18 protein-coding genes are annotated in these 16,674 nt (G+C 58.5%); 1 reads left to right on the top strand and 17 read right to left on the bottom strand.

Annotated features, from left to right (window positions below):
- Positions 1-46: 46 nt before the first annotated feature.
- From K7B04_RS03165 to K7B04_RS03145, 5 genes are all read right to left on the bottom strand, one after another.
- Positions 47-1,507, bottom strand: coding sequence for an MdtP family multidrug efflux transporter outer membrane subunit (locus K7B04_RS03165; RefSeq protein ID WP_163447519.1), 1,461 nt, complete (start codon positions 1,505-1,507; stop codon positions 47-49).
- A complete protein-coding gene (gene mdtO / locus K7B04_RS03160) occupies positions 1,504-3,489 on the bottom strand; it encodes a multidrug efflux transporter permease subunit MdtO (RefSeq protein WP_223803474.1) in 1,986 nt (661 codons plus the stop codon). The genes K7B04_RS03165 and mdtO overlap by 4 nt, the downstream gene beginning before the upstream one ends.
- On the bottom strand, positions 3,489-4,520 hold the full coding sequence (gene mdtN / locus K7B04_RS03155; RefSeq protein WP_223803473.1) for a multidrug transporter subunit MdtN: 1,032 nt from the start codon (positions 4,518-4,520) through the stop codon (positions 3,489-3,491). The genes mdtO and mdtN overlap by 1 nt, the downstream gene beginning before the upstream one ends.
- A 19-nt stretch (positions 4,521-4,539) precedes the next feature.
- Entirely contained in the window at positions 4,540-4,818 is a 279-nt protein-coding gene (locus K7B04_RS03150) for a YtcA family lipoprotein (RefSeq protein ID WP_163447516.1), read from the bottom strand.
- Positions 4,819-5,030: 212 nt separating this feature from the next.
- The gene (locus K7B04_RS03145) at positions 5,031-7,016 is read right to left on the bottom strand and encodes an alkyl sulfatase dimerization domain-containing protein (protein ID WP_223803472.1); all 1,986 of its coding nucleotides are present in this window, start codon (positions 7,014-7,016) and stop codon (positions 5,031-5,033) included.
- 297 nt (positions 7,017-7,313) lie between these two features.
- Here K7B04_RS03145 and yjdP point away from each other — a divergent pair, with 297 nt between their 5' ends.
- Positions 7,314-7,649 carry a DDRRRQL repeat protein YjdP gene (yjdP, locus tag K7B04_RS03140; RefSeq protein ID WP_163447514.1) on the top strand — a complete coding sequence of 112 codons (336 nt, stop codon included), beginning with the start codon at positions 7,314-7,316 and terminating at the stop codon, positions 7,647-7,649.
- Here yjdP and phnP read toward each other — a convergent pair.
- The 12 genes from phnP to phnE all read right to left on the bottom strand — a co-directional run bounded on the left by phnP (position 7,646) and on the right by phnE (position 16,652).
- A complete protein-coding gene (gene phnP / locus K7B04_RS03135; RefSeq protein WP_163447513.1) occupies positions 7,646-8,404 on the bottom strand; it encodes a phosphonate metabolism protein PhnP in 759 nt (252 codons plus the stop codon). The genes yjdP and phnP overlap by 4 nt on opposite strands.
- Positions 8,405-8,413: 9 nt before the next feature.
- Positions 8,414-8,848, bottom strand: a complete 435-nt coding sequence (phnO, locus tag K7B04_RS03130; RefSeq protein ID WP_163447512.1) for an aminoalkylphosphonate N-acetyltransferase — start codon at positions 8,846-8,848, stop codon at positions 8,414-8,416.
- A complete protein-coding gene (gene phnN / locus K7B04_RS03125; protein WP_163447511.1) occupies positions 8,835-9,392 on the bottom strand; it encodes a ribose 1,5-bisphosphokinase in 558 nt (185 codons plus the stop codon). Before phnN ends, phnO begins: the two co-directional genes overlap by 14 nt.
- Positions 9,392-10,528 (bottom strand): alpha-D-ribose 1-methylphosphonate 5-triphosphate diphosphatase, encoded by a 1,137-nt coding sequence (gene phnM / locus K7B04_RS03120; RefSeq protein WP_223803471.1) that lies wholly within the window; start codon positions 10,526-10,528, stop codon positions 9,392-9,394. Before phnM ends, phnN begins: the two co-directional genes overlap by 1 nt.
- A complete protein-coding gene (gene phnL / locus K7B04_RS03115) occupies positions 10,525-11,211 on the bottom strand; it encodes a phosphonate C-P lyase system protein PhnL (RefSeq protein ID WP_064546764.1) in 687 nt (228 codons plus the stop codon). The genes phnM and phnL overlap by 4 nt, the downstream gene beginning before the upstream one ends.
- Positions 11,212-11,430: 219 nt before the next feature.
- Positions 11,431-12,189 (bottom strand): phosphonate C-P lyase system protein PhnK, encoded by a 759-nt coding sequence (gene phnK, locus K7B04_RS03110; RefSeq protein ID WP_167577093.1) that lies wholly within the window; start codon positions 12,187-12,189, stop codon positions 11,431-11,433.
- Positions 12,186-13,031 (bottom strand): alpha-D-ribose 1-methylphosphonate 5-phosphate C-P-lyase PhnJ, encoded by an 846-nt coding sequence (gene phnJ / locus K7B04_RS03105; RefSeq protein WP_163447508.1) that lies wholly within the window; start codon positions 13,029-13,031, stop codon positions 12,186-12,188. Before phnJ ends, phnK begins: the two co-directional genes overlap by 4 nt.
- A complete protein-coding gene (locus K7B04_RS03100) occupies positions 13,024-14,088 on the bottom strand; it encodes a carbon-phosphorus lyase complex subunit PhnI (protein WP_163447507.1) in 1,065 nt (354 codons plus the stop codon). Before K7B04_RS03100 ends, phnJ begins: the two co-directional genes overlap by 8 nt.
- Position 14,089: 1 nt before the next feature.
- The gene (gene phnH, locus K7B04_RS03095) at positions 14,090-14,674 is read right to left on the bottom strand and encodes a phosphonate C-P lyase system protein PhnH (RefSeq protein ID WP_163447506.1); all 585 of its coding nucleotides are present in this window, start codon (positions 14,672-14,674) and stop codon (positions 14,090-14,092) included.
- The gene (phnG, locus tag K7B04_RS03090; protein WP_163447505.1) at positions 14,671-15,123 is read right to left on the bottom strand and encodes a phosphonate C-P lyase system protein PhnG; all 453 of its coding nucleotides are present in this window, start codon (positions 15,121-15,123) and stop codon (positions 14,671-14,673) included. The genes phnH and phnG overlap by 4 nt, the downstream gene beginning before the upstream one ends.
- Positions 15,124-15,849 (bottom strand): phosphonate metabolism transcriptional regulator PhnF, encoded by a 726-nt coding sequence (gene phnF, locus K7B04_RS03085; protein WP_223803470.1) that lies wholly within the window; start codon positions 15,847-15,849, stop codon positions 15,124-15,126.
- A gap of 20 nt (positions 15,850-15,869) precedes the next feature.
- A complete protein-coding gene (gene phnE, locus K7B04_RS03080) occupies positions 15,870-16,652 on the bottom strand; it encodes a phosphonate ABC transporter, permease protein PhnE (protein WP_223803469.1) in 783 nt (260 codons plus the stop codon).
- Positions 16,653-16,674 lie beyond the last annotated feature (22 nt).

Genomic DNA, 16,674 nt, shown 5'->3' with positions numbered 1-16,674 from the left:
AAGCCGCGTGACGTTCATCACGCGGCGAGCTGGCGTGGCGTCGACGCTACTGCGGCTTGGCCGGGCTGCTTTGATAGCCGCCGCCGAGGGATTTAATCAGCTGTAGGCTCTGAATCACCCGCTGGGTGTCGAGCATCAGCAGCGACATTTGCTCGGCGAGTACCGGCAGGCGCGCTTCGGTAGCCTGTAACCGACTGCCAAGACCGCGGTTAAAGGCGGCTTCGGCGGCGCTTTGACCATAGCGCATCGCCTCGACGCGCTCTGCTTGCATCTGCCGTTCATCGCTCAGTGTTTGCAGGCGCGTACCGCCGATCGCTACGTCGCGCACCGCGTTGAGCACCGACTGGTTGTAGCGCTCAATCAGCATGTTGCTGCTGGCGCGCGTGTTTTGCAGGTTGGCGTTCAGGCGACCGCCGTCGAACAGCGGCAGGCGCAGGCCAGGGATGAAGTTAATTTGCCGACTGGTCCCCTTGAACAGATCGTCGATATGAATCGCATCAAGGCCAAAGAACATTTTGATATCGAAGCTCGGATAGAACAGCGCTCGCGCCGCGTCGACCTGGTCGAGCGAGGCCTGCACGTACCAGCGCATGGCCTGAAGATCCGGGCGACGGGCGAGCAGATCGTAGGAGAGCGTAGCGGGAACGCCCGCTTGTACCTGCGGCAGTGCTACGGGCTTAATCTCCGGTAACCCGTCGGCACCCGCGCCCATCAACGCGCGCAGCGATTCGCGAGTTTCTTTGATTTGCCCTTTGGTGGCCGCAATTTGTTTCTCTACCGCCAGGATCTGCGCCCGTGCGCCGTGGTACGGCACTTTGGCTTCCAGGCCCTGCGCGACTTTGCTCTGATGCGCCTGCACCGCGTAGTCAATGACGCTGCGGGTTTGCTCCAGCAGGTCGAGCATCTGATAGCTGGCCTGAATGCTGTAATACAGCTGCGCGACGGCGACGGAGAGCGACAGTTCTACCGCCGCGGTTTCTGCGAGGCTGGCGTTCTGCGCGCCAATGGCCGCTGAAACGGCGGAGCGGTGCGCGCCCCACAGGTCGGGATCAAACCCGGCAACTAAGCCGACGGTGGCTTCCGTGTAGTACGGACCATCCATCCCCAGCCGCGGGGCGTCCAGCGCGTAGGGGCCAAGGAAGCCATTGGCGGAGGCGCGCTGGCGGTTAATCATGCCTAAGGCTGCCATTTGCAGCTGTGAACCGGCTTCCAGCAGGTCGGCCTGCGCTTGCGCTTTGTCTTCACGCAGCTTTGCCTCGGCCAGCGTATGCGAACCGGCGAGCGTCTTATCAATCAGCGCTGTGAGCTGCGGATCGTTAAACTGCCGCCACCACTGCGCCTGTGGCCAGCCCTGGCTCGCCAGATGGATATCATCGGCCAGCTTGATTTGCTCTGGCTGAAGCTGCGCATGCGGGGCAGAATCTTTACGGATTAACGCGCAGCCGGAGAGCGCCGTGGCGCCGGTAAGCAGGCCGCATAGCAATAAACGAGAAAAGTGACGGGTCATTGTGATAGGGCTCCTTGCGCCTGTTTCCCGGCGAGCGTTGGTGCCGGACGAGTCCAGTCGGGTAAACGGGCTATCTGCTGCATCACGCGTTGCGCCTGTTCGGATGAGGTAGATGATGTATCGATGTCGGAAGACGGTGGCGTACTGGTGCCCGTAGCCAGGCTCGCCGCATAGTGCTCCAGCGCGTCCGCCAGACGCGGGTCTGGAGCCGGCGCGTTGTCCCAGGCATAGAGAATTTTACGTCCCTGGCGAATAACGCTTCGGCTATGGTTTAGCAACTGCAGACGCGTTTCGTCGGGCAATTGACGTTCCAGCGCCACGCGATCGCACATTTCCTCACAGCTATTGAGAGCCGCATGGCAGCCAATGCGCAACTGTAGCCAACTGCGCTGAGTGGTGGGATCCTGCTGTGGGACGCGCAGCATTTTGCTGAGCATACCTAATGCCGTCGACAGTTTTTTGGGTAGCGCGCCAGCTTCGCTTTCCGGCCAGATAAAGGTGTAGATCACCGCCGAAACGGCGGTGCCGACCAGAATACCGACCGCGCGATCGCGGATCTCGACCAGATCGTAAACCGGGCCAAAAACGTTCTCGAGGGTGGCTAAGGCGAAGGTGACGATTATCTGGGTGCCGATGTAGGACGACCGTTCGGAGCCGGTGGCAATCCACGAGGCAATCAGCAGTATTGGCGCCAACAGGCACAGCAGTTCTACGATATTGTCCAGCCACGGCATGATGAATATCGTCACCAGCAGTGCCAGCACCGCGCCGCACAGCGCCCCGCCAAAGCGCAGCGCCATTTTCTGATATGACGAACCGATGCTGGGGTTGGCGACAATAATGCAGGTGAGCATGCAGGTATGGATGCCTTCCCAATCGACGCCGGAATAGAAGACATAGCAAATCATACAGGCCAATAACGTTTTCAGCGCATAGCGAATGTAGGCGGGGTTGCTGAATGCGTCAGCCGCCATTGACGGCTCTTTAGCCGAGGGGGTCGCTGGCGTGTCAGGATCCAGACGACCCAGTTCAAGAAGCTGGTGACAAACGTTTTCCAGCCCGCACTCGCGCGCGGCTTTGCGTTCTTCTGCGCTTAATACCCAGCGACTTTGCCAGACTTCACCCTGCGAGATGGCCTGCTGCAGCGCAGTGATTTCGCCGCTCAGTTTGTGCATTAGCGCTGGATGCTGTTCCGCCGCATCACCGTGAAAGCGGTTGAGCGTGCTGTACAGATAGGTCACAGTCGCGACGCAGCTTTGCCACCAGGCGCTACGTTTTCGCCATTCAGCGTCATCGGCCATACAGAACACGTTGAGCTTTTGCAGCGCCAGCGCTTCTCGCTCAACGTACTTTTCCGCCAGCGGCGCTGCGCCCGCCGTCAGATGACGGAGCGCATCGGCAAGCCTGGCATGCAGCGCTTCGCGCATCTGGTTTCCGGCGCGGCTCGGAAACCAGAGGACTCCCAGCAGAACCATCAGCAACGTGGGATAGAGACCGACCACAATGCACCATAGCGTCAGCCGCACGACGATCTCAGGATAGTCAAGCATGCCGGGGAAAGTCTGGCCATATACCGCGATAATGGCGACGGCGAAAAATAGCAGCCCCAACTTGTGGGTGCGCATCATAAACATGCTGCCCAGCACCACCAGACTGGCGACGATCATGCGGATCAAGGGGTAGCTGTACGCCCATTTGTAGATCAAAAACAGGCTGGCGATTTCCATGACGGTAGCCACGACGAACAGGATCGCCACAAATTTGGTGTAAAACGCGTTGGACTGCACGCCGTAAAACAGCACCGCCAGCGAGATCGCCAGAAATGGGATCTGGAAGGTCATTGAGATCAGCACGACCAGCAGGCAGCCTGTCCACAGCTGGATCGTTTGCGGCAACCGCCCTGGCCGCCGCTCGCTGAGCTCTTCATGGAAAAATGCCAGCAGCCTGACCAGCGGCAGAGGCAGATAATGGAATATATTCATTATTGCGGCTCAAGGCTGGCAACCGCCGATGCGCCGATGCGAAACAGCTCCGCATCCGGTTTATCGACCATGATTTTGACCGGAAAACGCTGGGCTACGCGTACCCAGTTGATTGAACGGGAGACGCGAGGCAGCCCGCCCAGCACGATGCCGCCGTCGTCCGGCAGCACGCCGAAGCCAATGGAGTCGACTTTGCCGCTGAAGGTTTTACCGCTGTCGCTCATCAGGCGTAGCGTTGCTGGCGTACCGGAGTGAATGTTTTTCAGCTCGGTTTCGCGGAAGTTGGCGATTACGTACCAGTGGCGCGTGTCGATCAGGGTGAAAATGGGCTTCATTGCGGAGGCGAACTGGCCGATGGACGTTTTCAGCGACACCACGCGGCCATCAAACGGCGCGCGTACCGTCGCCATTTCAAGATGCAGTTTGGTTAACGCAATATCGGCTTGGACGGCAACGCGCTGGGCGACCAGCGCATCCACGCCGCTGACTGCGCTGGCGGCTTGCTGTGCCTGTAGCAACACCGCATTGAGGTCAGCTTCGCTGGCACGCTGCGCCGTTCTGGCGCGGTCAACATCTTCGGCGGAGACAAAACCCTGCGCTAACAGCGGTTCGGTGCGCTTAAGTGTATCACTGGCCTGTTTGGCGGCAGCGCGGGCTTTACTCACCGTCGCCTCGACGGAGCTGGCGGCAAATTTCTGCGCATCCACGCTGCGTTGAGTCAGCATGATCTGTTTATCCAGCGCCGCTAGCGAGGCTTCCGCTTTGGCCAGGCTGGCTTCATAAGGGCGAGGGTCGATGCGGAACAGCAGGTCGCCCTGTTTCACCTGTTGGTTATCAACCACCGCCAGTTCCACAATACGTCCGCTGACTTCCGGAACTACGTCGATCGTGTCGGCGGAAACGTAGGCATCGTCGGTAGCCGGTTTGCTATCGACCCGCCAGATGACGAAAATCAGGACGACCAGTGCAAGCAGGGCTAACAGCAGGGCCGGAAGTTTATTGCGTGGAGCTTTTTTCAGCGAGCTTTCCATGAGCGCATCTCAACGTAAATTAGAAAAAAACCAGCCAGAACAGCATGGAGTAGAGGACAAAAAGGGCGGTGTAGATAACCGCAGGAAATGCCAGCGTTGAACCTGTTTTGCTGACGATAACTCGCCGGGTGATCAGCGTGAGAATAACGCCGGCTAAAATACAGAACAGCCAGTCAGGGTAATAAGCGCCAATAACGGGAATGGATGGTGACAATGAACACCCTGTTAATAAGAGAGCTGAACCGAGACCACTTATTCCTTTTAGCCTCGTCACGACGCGGGACTTTGCTGTTTGCATAATGAAATACGATCCTGTGTATATCGAATAATATTTTGAGTGAATGTTTATGAATAAATAAATCTTAGTATGGCGATTTGTTTATTAAGACGGCAGTGATTTGTCACTGAACCGCATTAATAACTTATTCACAAATTAAAGATGAGCTTTATATATATTTATTTTGTGAATCTAACATGTCCAGGGGGCAAGGCCCCTGGACTATTCCTCGATTAATTCGGCGTCACGATATTGACCCAGAAATCAAATTTGTCCATACAGGACAGAATCTCGTCGAGCTTTTTGGCGTTGCCAATCACGTTGACTTTTTTCTGTTTGATTAAATCACTCATTTTCACCTGGCCCAGCAGCACGGCATGCAGATCGTTCCGGCTCATATAGAACGACGCATCGGCATTGCTGCGCAGCGTTTTACGATAGTTAAGTACGCTATCGTTTAACGCGAGGTTCAGATTATCGTTGTTGTCGAGGTTAAAGTTGATATTAATGTTTTTTCCGTCGGCTTTGCGGCTGTCGAGGCTAACCGCAAGATAGTCCATCAGCATTTCGACGGTCATCCCCTTCAGGGTATCCGGCGACGCGGTAGCGCCCACCGGCAGTTTAGCGACGCCGTCGCGCAACTCTTTTGCACCGGTCAGATAGAAGCCGCGCCAGGTGGCGGATTCCGCCTGATAGCCCAGCTGTTCGAAGGCGTCAGCCTGCAGGTTTCTGGCGGTTTTATTGGTTGGATCGGCGGCGATGACCTGTTTTAACAGCTCTGAGGTCCAGCGATAGTCGCCCTTGTCGAAGGCTTCACGCGCCAGCTGAATCGCGTGCTCCTCGCCGCCCAGCGCTTTCACATAGCGTTTGCCCATCTCAACCTGGCCGTAAGGGTTCAGGTTGGCGGGGTTACCGTCGAAGTAGCCGAGATAGTAGTTATAGACCGCACGAGCATTATGGCTAACCGAGCCGTAATAGCCGCGGCTGGCCCAGTTATCTTCCAGGTTTTTCGGCAACTTAATCATGTTGCCGATCTCATTCATCGTATAGCCCTGGTTTGCCAGGTGCAGCGTCTGGTCGTGAATATACTTAATGGTGTCGCGATATTTGCCAATATAGTCGTTAATCTGTTTATTTCCCCACACCGGCCAGGTGTGCGGCATAAACAGTACGTCGGCCTGACTGCCCCACATATCCAGCGTCTGATTTAAATACTCGGACCACTTCGCGGTATCGCGAGTTTTCGCGCCACGCAGGGTATAGAAGTTGTGCAGCGTGTGGGTGGTGTTTTCCGCCGTGCACAGCGCTTTCAGCGCCGGAATATAGAAGTGCATCTCCGCCGGGGCTTCGCTGCCTGGCGCCATCAGGAAATCAAACTCCAGACCGTCGATGGTCAGCTTTTCGCCCGTTTTGGTGATGCTTTTTGTCGGCGCGATAATCGTTGGATAGCCGCCCGTTACGGCAACGCCGAGACCATTGCCAATATTACCGCTGGCGTTCTTAGGCAGCAGCAGGCCGTAGGAGTATGTGGCGCGTCGACCCATGATGTTGCCTGCCATCACGTTCTCGCTGATCGCTTCCTCCATAAAGCCCGCGGGGGCGATGATCTGCACCTTACCGGATTTCACGTCATCTTCCGAGACGAGCCCTTTTACGCCGCCATAATGGTCAACGTGGCTATGGGTATAAATGATGGCGACAATCGGCTTGTGCGGACGGTGTTGGAAGTAGAGGTCGAGGCTGGCTTTAGCGGCTGGCGCGGAGACCAGCGGGTCGATAACAATAATCCCCGTATCACCTTCGATAAAGGTGATATTCGAGATGTCCTGACTGCGCACCTGGTACATGCGGTCGGTCACTTTAAACAGCCCGGAAATACCGTTTATTTGCGTTTGACGCCACAGGCTCGGGTTAATGGTATCCGGCGCTGGCGCATTGATATCGAATTTATAATCATAGGCGCGGTAGTAGGTTTTACCCTCGTCGTTTTTTAGCACCCCTTCATTCAACAGCGGCGCGATAAACCCGCGCTGGGCATCTTCAAAATCCTGACGATTGCTAAAGGGTAAGGATTTAGCATACTGCTGATTAATTTCATGGGTATATTGCGTGGCTTCTTTCGGCATTTCGGCTGCGAAGGCGTTATTTATCAACAGGCCACTGGCGACACCAACGGCAATAAACACGTTGCTGAAACGGAATAACCTAGAGTTATTCATATAAAACTCCCTTTCATTATTAATGTTATGAATTATTCGGCAAACAACCAGCGCCTGAGATATGGCGATCTATACTAGTGGCTATTTTGATAATTTGAGAGGTTTGTTTGTGAGGGCGATCGTTATTTTTATAAGGTATTTGTGCTTAAAACTGAATGAATAAAATACCCATATATTTTATGGAATTTAATATTTAATTGTTATCGTTATGCACGCTGTAGAATTGAGATTCCTCCGCTACTCCGCCAGCCGCGGCTTGCCTACTCTACAGGCAGCTCCCCCGATGAGACCGTCCCTATGAAACGTTATCTAACCGCAGTGATGCTTTGTTCGCTCTCGCTGACCAGCCAGCTGGCGCGCGCGGATATTATCGACGATGCCATTGGCAATATTCAGCAGGCGATCAACGATGCGTACAACCCCAGCAGCGATCGCTCAAGCCGTGATGACGACGATGACCGATCTTATGACGATCGCGGCAGTCGTTCCCAAAGCAGCCAGCAATATAACGATCGTCGCCGCCAGCTGGACGATCGCCGACGTCAGTTAGATGACCGCCAGCGACAGCTCGATCAGGAACGTCGTCAGCTGTCAGACGATGAGCGGCGTCTTGATGACGATTACGATCGCTAGGCGAGGCGAATTTCCATGCCGTCGTAGCCTGCTTCAATGCCTGGCGGCAGCAGGTGCGTCATCATCCATTCATCAAACTGGTGGCTGATATGGGTGAGTACCACGCGCGGGCAACGGATCGATTCATTTAACGCCACGATCGTCGCTAAATCGCTGTGGTTACGCGGCATCTGCTCGCGGGGCGCATGGCTGCAATCAATGACCATCACCTGCGGCTGGTTATTGCTTAGGAAAGTGAGCGTCTTATCGGGCAGCCCGGCGCTATCTGAAAGCCAGGCGACACGGCTGTGTGGCGTCTCCAGCAGATAGCCGAAGGTCAGCTTCGAGTGTTCCAGCGGTACTGGCGTAATTTGCAATCCCTGCAAGTCAAACACCACGAACGGCTCCACGGTATGGCTGAAATCCAGCAGGCCGGGATGTTTGAACAGATCGTCACAGCCCTGCTCATCCGGTGGGCCGTACACCGGCACCGTCTCGCCTACGCCCCAGCGCAGCGGAAACAACCCCTGAACGTGATCCATATGATAGTGGGTGAGTAAAAACTGCTGGAAAGAGCCGGCGGGCCAACGTTCGGCGAGGTCGGGCAGGCCGGCATCTATTAACGTGACCGCATCGTTGAAGCGGACAACGCCGCTGCAGGCTTTACGGCGATACTGCGGCGCGCGATGGGCGCGCACGCAGGCCGGACAATGGCAGCCCCAGGCGGGCACACCCTGCGCGCCGCCGGTACCGCTGAGGGTGAGGGTTAAACTCATACAACATCCTCATAGCGCTTTGGTGAATCGAATGTGGCTGGGGGCATAGCCCTCACGTTGATAAAAACGATGGGCGTCGAGTCGCCTGGTACTGGTGGACAACTCGGTCATCTCCGCGCCTGCCTCACGCGCAGTCTCTTCAGCCCAGCTCAGCAGTTGGCTGCCGACACCTGAACCGCGCGCGCATGGCATGACGACCAGCTCCTGAATCTCGCCAATCCAGTTGGCATGATGCAGATGAAACTGCAAATGCAGACTGATGATGCCGACGACCTCGCCGCGCAGCAGAGCCAACTGATAGTGCAGATGCGGGTCCTGAAGATTGGCGGCGAAACCGGTGTAAAAGGCGTCTTTGTCGAATTCGGCTTGCTTTAGTTCGCACATCAGCGCGTAAACGTCATCAATATCCTCGAACGTCGCATGGCGCAGCTCACAGACAGGCATGGTCTTTCTCCTTGCGTCCCATCAGGGTCAGTAAAATATCCACTGACTGTAGCAAACTTCCGTCGTTATTGAGCGTATGGCAGTTTTCTGGCGCATAGCGGGCGGCACGCTCCAGCCGGGCGGCAATCTCCATACCGTTCTCGCGCCCACGGGCCTGAAGACGTTCGCGCAGAATCGGCGGCGAAACCTGCAAGCACACTGGCAGCAGGGCGTTGCCGTAGCGCGCTTTGGCCTGCGCCAGATGCGCGCGCGAGCCGTTGACGATGACATCGAACCCGGCGTGCAGCCACAGATCGATCTCCACGCCCACGCCGTAATACAGGCCGTTAGCATGCCAGCTCAGGGCCAGCAGGTTGTGTCCGGCACGGGTAAAAAATTCCTGCTCACTCAATGCGATGTGGTTTTCGCAGCCGGCGTTGGCCGGACGGGTTATGTAGCGATGGGCAACCAACAGCTGCGCATGTTCCTGCTGACGAAGCACTTCCAGCAGGCTGTCTTTGCCGGAGCCGGAGGGCCCCATTAACCAGATCAGTTTTCCTTTCATCAGAATACCCTTTTACCCTGACGCCAGACGTGGTCGATATGGATGTGCTCGCCTTTGCGATGCGCCAACACCAGATCGGCGCGTTTACCTTCGCCAATCACACCGCGGTCGTGCAGGTTCAGCGCGCGCGCCGGGTTTTGCGTCACCAGATTGATGGCCTGCGACAGGGTAAAGGCATTTTGCTGGTCATCGGCAACGCGGAAGGCGGCGTCCAGCAAGCTGGCCGGATAGTAGTCGGAAGAGAGGATATCCAGCAGCCCCAGTTCCGCCAGCTTATGCGCCGCGACGTTGCCGGAGTGCGAACCGCCGCGCACGATATTTGGCGCGCCCATCAGCACGTTCAGGCCGTGGCGGCGTGATGACTCGGCGGCTTCAAAGGTGGTGGGGAATTCGGCGATAACGCTGCCTAGCTGATGCGATTCCACCACGTGTTCATGAGTCGCATCGTCATGGCTGGCCAGCGCGATGTTGCGGTCACGGCACATGCCGGCAATGGCGGTACGGTTAGGCTGCGACCAACGTGCGGCAAGCTGTAGCTGTTCTTCTTCGTACTGATGCATCTGCTGGTCAGTCAGTGAGTACTTACCTTGATAGTATTCCCGGTATTTCTCACGATTGGCGAACTGGCGCTGGCCGGGAGAGTGGTCCATTAACGACACCAGCGTCACCGGCTCGCGACCGACCAGTTTTTCAAACAGCGGCAGCGTGGTGTGGTGCGGCAGTTCGCAGCGCAGATGCAGACGATGCTCGGCACGGTTGAGACCGCGTTTCTGCGTCTCTTCCACCGCGTTAATCATCTTCTCGAGGTTCTCCAGACGGTCACCGCCGTCGCGCACGTCGCCAATGGCTACCGCATCCAGCACGGTGGTAATGCCGCTGGCGACCATCAGCGCGTCGTGGCTGCTCATGGCGGAATGGGCGGGCCAGTCCACCTTCGGGCGTGGGGTGAAGAATTTATCCAGATTATCGGTATGCAGCTCGATCAGCCCCGGCAGCAGCCAGCCGCCTTCACCGTCGAAGGCTTCCGGCAGACGGCTCTGGGTTTCGGCGAAGGCGCGGATTTCCCCGTCATGTACCTCCAGCGAACCGTGGACCACATCATTCTCAAGCACCAGTTTTACGTTATTGATAATCATGCAGGTGTACCCATTGGGTGGAGGCGGTCAGCGACCTGATTGCGGACGGTTTCGTCATGGAAAATACCGACGATGGCCGCACCGCGCGATTTGGCTTCTTCGATAAGGCTCACCACCGCGGCGCTATTTTTGGCGTCCAGCGAGGCGGTAGGTTCGTCGAGCAGCAGAATCGGGTAGTCGACGATAAAACCGCGGGCGATGTTGACGCGCTGCTGCTCGCCGCCGGAGAAGGTCGACGGCGCGAGATGCCACAGACGCTCTGGTACGTTCAGGCGGCTTAGCAACTGGGCGGCTTTGGCGGCACAGGTTTCGCGCGGTACGCCAGTATTGAGCAGCGGTTGCATCACTACTTCCAGCGTGGAAATTCGCGGGATCACCCGCAGAAACTGGCTGACCCAGCCGACAGTGGTTTTGCGCACTTCCACCACCTTGCGCGCCGGAGCGCTCACCAGGTCGACCCATTCGTCGCCGTGTTTAATATGAATATGGCCTTCATCCGGCAGATAGTTGGCGTACAGCGAGCGCAGCAGGGTGGATTTACCGCTGCCGGAGTGGCCGTGCAGCACCACGCACTCGCCGGCGTTGACGGTGAGCGAGGCGTTGCGCAGCACTGGAAGCTGGACGCCGTTTTGCTGGTGCAGAACAAAGGTTTTACTGACATTTTCGACGCGGATCGCGTTCATTTTTGGCCTCTTTAAGCATTTGTGCGTTCGATTGCCTGATGGATCAGGCCTACAACCGTTTTAGGATGCTGACAAACTTAAAAAAGAGCACGGACAGTCCCCTCGCCCCTTTGGGGAGAGGGTTAGGGTGAGGGGAAGCCGCTGTTTTATCCGTGCGTTATTACCCTCACCCCGGCCCTCTCCCTGAAAGGGAGAGGGAGAAAATCCGCCGCGCGATGGTTAATTCTGCAACACCGACGACACCAACAGCTGGGTGTACGGATGATGCGGATCGTCGAGCACCCGATCGGTCAGCCCACTTTCCACCACCTGGCCCTGCTTCATCACCAGCAAGCGGTCGGCGAGCAGCCGCGCGACGCCCAAATCATGGGTGACAATCACCACCGCCAGGTTCAGCTCTACCACCAGGCCGCGCAGCAGGTCGAGCAGGCGCGCCTGCACCGACACGTCCAGCCCACCGGTGGGTTCATCCATAAACACCAGCTTTGGGTGGGTGACGAGGTTGCGGGCAATCTGCAAACGCTGCTGCATCCCGCCGGAGAAGGTGGTCGGCAGGTCATCGATGCGCGACGCCGGGATCTCTACTTCCTCCAGCCAGCGCTGGGCGGTGGCGCGGATATCGCCGTAATGGCGCGCGCCGGTGGCCATCAGCCGTTCGCCGATATTGCCGCCCGCCGACACCTGACGACGCAGGCCGTCCATCGCGTGCTGGTGCACCACGCCCCATTCGGTGCGCAGCAGACGGCGGCGGTCGGCCTCGGTCATCGCGTACAGCGAACGGTCCCGGTAGCGAATTTCCCCTTCCTGCGGCGTCAGACGCGCCGAAATGGATTTCAGCAGCGTGGTTTTACCGGAGCCGGATTCGCCGACGATGCCCAGCACTTCGCCCGGCCACAGATCAAAGGAGACGTTGCTGAAGCCCTTGCCCGGCGCGTAGAGATGGGTCAGGCGGTCAACGGAGAGTAATGGTTGCGTCATGCGTTTTTCGCCTCGCTCTGTTGGCGGCAGTAGTCGGTGTCGGAGCAGACAAACATGCGCTTGCCGCTGTCGTCGAGCACCACTTCATCGAGATAGCTGTGCTGCGAACCGCAGATGGCGCACGGCTCGTCCCAGCTCTGGATGGTGAACGGATGGTCGTCAAAATCGAGGCTTTCAACGCGGGTAAACGGCGGCACGGCGTAGATACGCTTCTCGCGCCCGGCGCCAAACAGCTGTAGCGCAGGCATCATGTCCATCTTCGGGTTATCGAATTTGGGGATTGGCGATGGGTCCATGACGTAGCGGCCATTGACCTTCACCGGGTAGGCATAGGTGGTCGCGATATGGCCGAAGCGGGCGATATCTTCATACAGCTTCACCTGCATCACGCCGTACTCTTCCAGCGCGTGCATGGTGCGGGTCTCGGTTTCGCGCGGTTCGATAAAGCGTAGCGGCTCGGGGATCGGCACCTGGAAGATCAGGATCTGATCCTCCGCCAGCGGCGTTTCCGGGATCCGGTGGCGCGTCTGGATCAAGGTGGCGTCTTCGGTGCGCTCGGTGGTGTTCACCCCGGTCACACGCTGGAAAAACTGGCGGATGGAGACGGCGTTGGTGGTGTCATCCGCGCCCTGGTCAATCACTTTCAGCACATCCGCTTCACCAATCACGCTGGCGGTGATCTGAATGCCGCCGGTGCCCCAGCCGTACGGCATCGGCATTTCGCGGCCGCCGAACGGCACCTGATAGCCGGGGATCGCCACCGCTTTGAGGATAGCGCGGCGGATCATGCGCTTGGTCTGTTCATCAAGGTAGGCAAAGTTATAGCCGCTGAGATTAGCCATTTTTCTGCTCCCGTTGCAGGCGTTTCAACAGTTCCAGTTCGGCCTGGAAATCGACGTAGTGGGGGAGTTTGAGGTGCGAGACGAAACCGGCGGCTTCGACGTTATCGGCGTGGGCGAGGACAAACTCTTCATCCTGCGCCGGGCCGACGGCGTGCTCGTCATACTCCGGGGCCTGCAATGCGCGGTCGACCAGCGCCATCGCCATCGCTTTGCGCTCGCTCATGCCAAACACCAGGCCATAGCCGCGGGTGAAGTGCGGCGGTTCGTCAGCCGGGTCGACGAAGCCGTTGACCATTTCGCATTCCGTCATCAACAGTTCGCCGACGTTCACCGCAAAACCCAACTCTTCAGGCACGATTGAAACGTCGATATAGCCGCTGCGGATCTCGCCAGCAAACGGGTGGTTGCGCCCGTAGCCGCGTTGGGTGGAGTAGGCCAGCGCCAGCAGATAGCCTTCGTCGCCTCGCATGAGCTGCTGGAGACGTGAGGAGCGCGAGCACGGGTAGACCGGCGGCGTGCGGGTGATATCGTCGGGCGTTGCGCCGCTGTCCTCTTCCGTCTTTGCCAGTCCCTGGCTTGCCAGCAGGCTGAAGACATGCGGGGCGGGCGTCGGCTCGCCATCATCTGTTTGCAGGGGCGGGGCTTCGCCGTTCGCCAGCAGGGTAAAGTCCAGCAGACGGTGGGTGTAGTCGTAAGTCGGGCCGAGCAGCTGGCCGCCCGGCACGTCTTTATAGACGGCGGAAATACGGCGTTCCAGGCGCATATTGCCCGTCTCCAGCGGCTCGCTCACCGCCAGTTTCGCCAGCGTGGTGCGATAGGCGCGCAGCAAAAAAATGGCTTCAACGTTGTCGCCGCTGGCCTGCTTTAGCGCCAGCGCCGCCAGCTCGCGGTCGGCGATGCCGCCTTCGGTCATCACCCGGTCTACCGCCAGGTTAAGCTGCTGTTCAATCTGAGCGACGCTGAGTTCCGGCTGCGCGGTGTCGCCCCGGCGTCGATGTTCCTGTAGCGCGTGGGCGGCGGCTATCGCCTTCTCGCCCCCTTTGACGGCAACGTACATATCAGCAAACCTCGACGTGAGTAGTGCGTGGAATGGCCAGCAGACGCTCGCCGCAGGTGAGGATCAGATCCACGCCGAGCGGGAACGGGTGCGGACGTTCGGTCAGTTCATGCAGAATGCAGTTCGGCAGCTGCGGGGCGATCATCCGTTCTTCGGCGATGCCCGCACCGGTCAGGCGCAGCATGCGCCCGCCGCTGAGACTGGGGACCTGCACAATCAGCGTGGCGCTGGTTTCCGGCGCCACCGCGCTGCCTTCACACAGGGCGTTTAGCTGCTCGCTGCTGATGGTGTCGCTTGAGACGGCGAAAGTCGCCTGCTGCGGCTGCTCAACCAGCGGCGCGTTGGTGTGAAAACGCAGGCTCTGGCTGACGATATCGTTATGCAGCGTGTTGGACAGCCACACCGGCGTGTCATTGTCGGCCAGGGTCAGCAGCACGCTGGTGGTGGCAATATTCAGCGGCTGCCAGCCGTGCTTGAGCTGATGCAGCGCGACGATTACGCCCGGCTCGCTCATGGCTTTTAACAGGCGACGAAAGCTGTGCTGGGCATCCTGCACGGGAAGGGTAAAAGCGGTTTCCAGGGTCATGCGTTATCTCCGCGAACCAGCGTAAAGAAGTCGACCCGGCTGGCGTTAATTTCAGCCTGACGTGCGGCAATACGCGCGGTACGGTCGGCTTCCAGCGGGGTAATCAGGGTTTCTGATAAGGTTTGAAAGTGGCTGGGCTGCTGCATCAGCGCATCAATCAGCGCGCAGCGCTCGGCGTGGGCTTTATCGCGCCCCAGCACCCAGCTGTAGCCCACGGTCCCGTTGCTCAAGCGCACGGCAGCGCGGGTTAGCGTGGCGTCACCGGCAAAGAAGCGTTCGCCGGTGCCGCCCATGCGTCCCTGTAGCTGGACCAGGCCGGTTTCCGGGGCGCGGAGGGTTTCGTAGTCGGCACGGATATTCAGGGCAACCATTTTTGCCGCCAGACTCTCGGGCTTACTGTGAGACAGCACCGACATCCAGTGCTGACGGGTTGCGGTATCGAGGTGCATTCAGTGCTCCATAATAAATTCGATCATGTCGGCGCGGGTCAGGCTGACGGAGTACTCCATCACCTGGTCGTTGCCTTCACGATGGTTCAGGGTGCGCACGCACAACAGGGGCGCCATGTTGGGAATTTCTAAGCGCTGGCTCTCTTTGGCCTGCGCCCGACGTGCGCTGATGCGGGTCTGGCTACGTTTGAGCGCAATACCGGTTTGCTCGCGCAGAAAGTCGTGCAGCGAACCGTTGCTGAAGCTTTGCAGCGTGGGCCACAGCGTGAGGTCAGCAAAATAGTGGTCGATCAGACACAGCGCCACGCCGTTGACCCGGCGCAGCGTGCGCAGGTGAATAACGTTGTCGCCTTCGGGGATTCCCAGCGCTTCGGCGATATGGCCGGAGGCCGGACGCAGTACCGACAGGAGCTTTTCGCTGGTGGGGTGGCTGCCCTGGTCGAGCAGGTTCTGGCTAAAACGCGCCTGAGCGTTCAGCGGGTAGTCAAACGGGCGCATCAGCACCAGCACGCCAATGCCCTGACGGCGCTGAACCCAGCCTTTCTCCACCAGTTGGTCGATGGCGCGACGCAGGGTGTGACGATTCACGGCAAAGCGCGCCGCCAGCTGGTGCTCGGCGGGCAGGTAGTCGCCGCAGCGGTAGTTCTGGCGCAGCTCTTGCTCCAGGCGAGCGGCAATCTCTTGATAACGCGTTGGATAACTGGTCGGATGTGTAGACAGGTGCATAGTCAACAAGACCTCGCTAATCAGATGAAGTGCTTACGCAAACGCTGGGAGAGGAAATCCAGCAGGCTGACGGTGACGATGATCAGCACCATCAAGGCGCAGGTTTGCTGGAACTGAAAGCCGCGAATCGCCTCCCATAATGTGACGCCGATACCGCCTGCACCCACCATCCCGACCACCGTGGCGGAACGGACGTTGGACTCGAAGCGGTACAGCGAGTAGGAGATGAGCAGCGGCATCACCTGCGGCAGCACGCCGTAGAGGATCTCTTCGATTTTGTTGGCGCCGGTGGCGCGGATGCCTTCAACCGGGCCGGGTTCAATGGCTTCCACCGCTTCGGAAAGCAGCTTGGAGAGTACGCCGGTGGTGTGAATAAACAGCGCCAGCACGCCAGCAAAGGGGCCTAAGCCGACGGCAACGACGAACAGCATGGCGAAGACCATTTCGTTGATCGCGCGGCAGGCGTCCATCAGCCGACGCATCGGCTGGTAAACCCACCACGGCACGAGGTTTTCGGCGCTCATCAGGCCGCAGGGGATGGAGAGCACCACCGCCAGCGCGGTGCCCCAGACGGCGATTTGCAGGGTGACGGCCATTTCGGTGAGGTAGTCCTGCCACTGGCTGAAATCCGGCGGGAAGAAGTCGGCGGCGAAAGTCGCCATGTTGCCCGCGTCGGTGAATAGGGTCACCGGGTTCATTTCCGCCCCTTTCCAGGAGACGACGAGCACCGCCAGCAGGATGGCCCAACTGATCAGCGAGAACCAGCTGCGCTTGGGTGGGGGGATGGTGATGGTGTGTTGCATGGTTGAGCTCCGTGGTTAGTTC

The organism is Kluyvera sp. CRP (genome assembly GCF_019930565.1).
GTDB lineage: Bacteria > Pseudomonadota > Gammaproteobacteria > Enterobacterales > Enterobacteriaceae > Kluyvera > Kluyvera georgiana_A.
This window is presented reverse-complemented; position numbering and strand designations above follow the sequence as displayed.

What these genes read in the sequence shown, in the direction of transcription:
- phnK (WP_167577093.1), bottom strand. Translation starts at nt 12,189, where the DNA reads ATGACGCAACCATTACTCTCCGTTGACCGCCTGACCCATCTCTACGCG.
- mdtO (WP_223803474.1), bottom strand. Translation starts at nt 3,489, where the DNA reads ATGAATATATTCCATTATCTGCCTCTGCCGCTGGTCAGGCTGCTGGCA.
- phnF (WP_223803470.1), bottom strand. Translation starts at nt 15,849, where the DNA reads ATGCACCTGTCTACACATCCGACCAGTTATCCAACGCGTTATCAAGAG.
- phnM (WP_223803471.1), bottom strand. Translation starts at nt 10,528, where the DNA reads ATGATTATCAATAACGTAAAACTGGTGCTTGAGAATGATGTGGTCCAC.
- phnH (WP_163447506.1), bottom strand. Translation starts at nt 14,674, where the DNA reads ATGACCCTGGAAACCGCTTTTACCCTTCCCGTGCAGGATGCCCAGCAC.
- K7B04_RS03100 (WP_163447507.1), bottom strand. Translation starts at nt 14,088, where the DNA reads ATGTACGTTGCCGTCAAAGGGGGCGAGAAGGCGATAGCCGCCGCCCAC.
- phnN (WP_163447511.1), bottom strand. Translation starts at nt 9,392, where the DNA reads ATGAAAGGAAAACTGATCTGGTTAATGGGGCCCTCCGGCTCCGGCAAA.
- phnO (WP_163447512.1), bottom strand. Translation starts at nt 8,848, where the DNA reads ATGCCTGTCTGTGAGCTGCGCCATGCGACGTTCGAGGATATTGATGAC.
- phnP (WP_163447513.1), bottom strand. Translation starts at nt 8,404, where the DNA reads ATGAGTTTAACCCTCACCCTCAGCGGTACCGGCGGCGCGCAGGGTGTG.
- mdtN (WP_223803473.1), bottom strand. Translation starts at nt 4,520, where the DNA reads ATGGAAAGCTCGCTGAAAAAAGCTCCACGCAATAAACTTCCGGCCCTG.
- phnE (WP_223803469.1), bottom strand. Translation starts at nt 16,652, where the DNA reads ATGCAACACACCATCACCATCCCCCCACCCAAGCGCAGCTGGTTCTCG.
- phnJ (WP_163447508.1), bottom strand. Translation starts at nt 13,031, where the DNA reads ATGGCTAATCTCAGCGGCTATAACTTTGCCTACCTTGATGAACAGACC.
- phnL (WP_064546764.1), bottom strand. Translation starts at nt 11,211, where the DNA reads ATGAACGCGATCCGCGTCGAAAATGTCAGTAAAACCTTTGTTCTGCAC.
- K7B04_RS03165 (WP_163447519.1), bottom strand. Translation starts at nt 1,507, where the DNA reads ATGACCCGTCACTTTTCTCGTTTATTGCTATGCGGCCTGCTTACCGGC.
- phnG (WP_163447505.1), bottom strand. Translation starts at nt 15,123, where the DNA reads ATGCACCTCGATACCGCAACCCGTCAGCACTGGATGTCGGTGCTGTCT.
- yjdP (WP_163447514.1), top strand. Translation starts at nt 7,314, where the DNA reads ATGAAACGTTATCTAACCGCAGTGATGCTTTGTTCGCTCTCGCTGACC.
- K7B04_RS03150 (WP_163447516.1), bottom strand. Translation starts at nt 4,818, where the DNA reads ATGCAAACAGCAAAGTCCCGCGTCGTGACGAGGCTAAAAGGAATAAGT.
- K7B04_RS03145 (WP_223803472.1), bottom strand. Translation starts at nt 7,016, where the DNA reads ATGAATAACTCTAGGTTATTCCGTTTCAGCAACGTGTTTATTGCCGTT.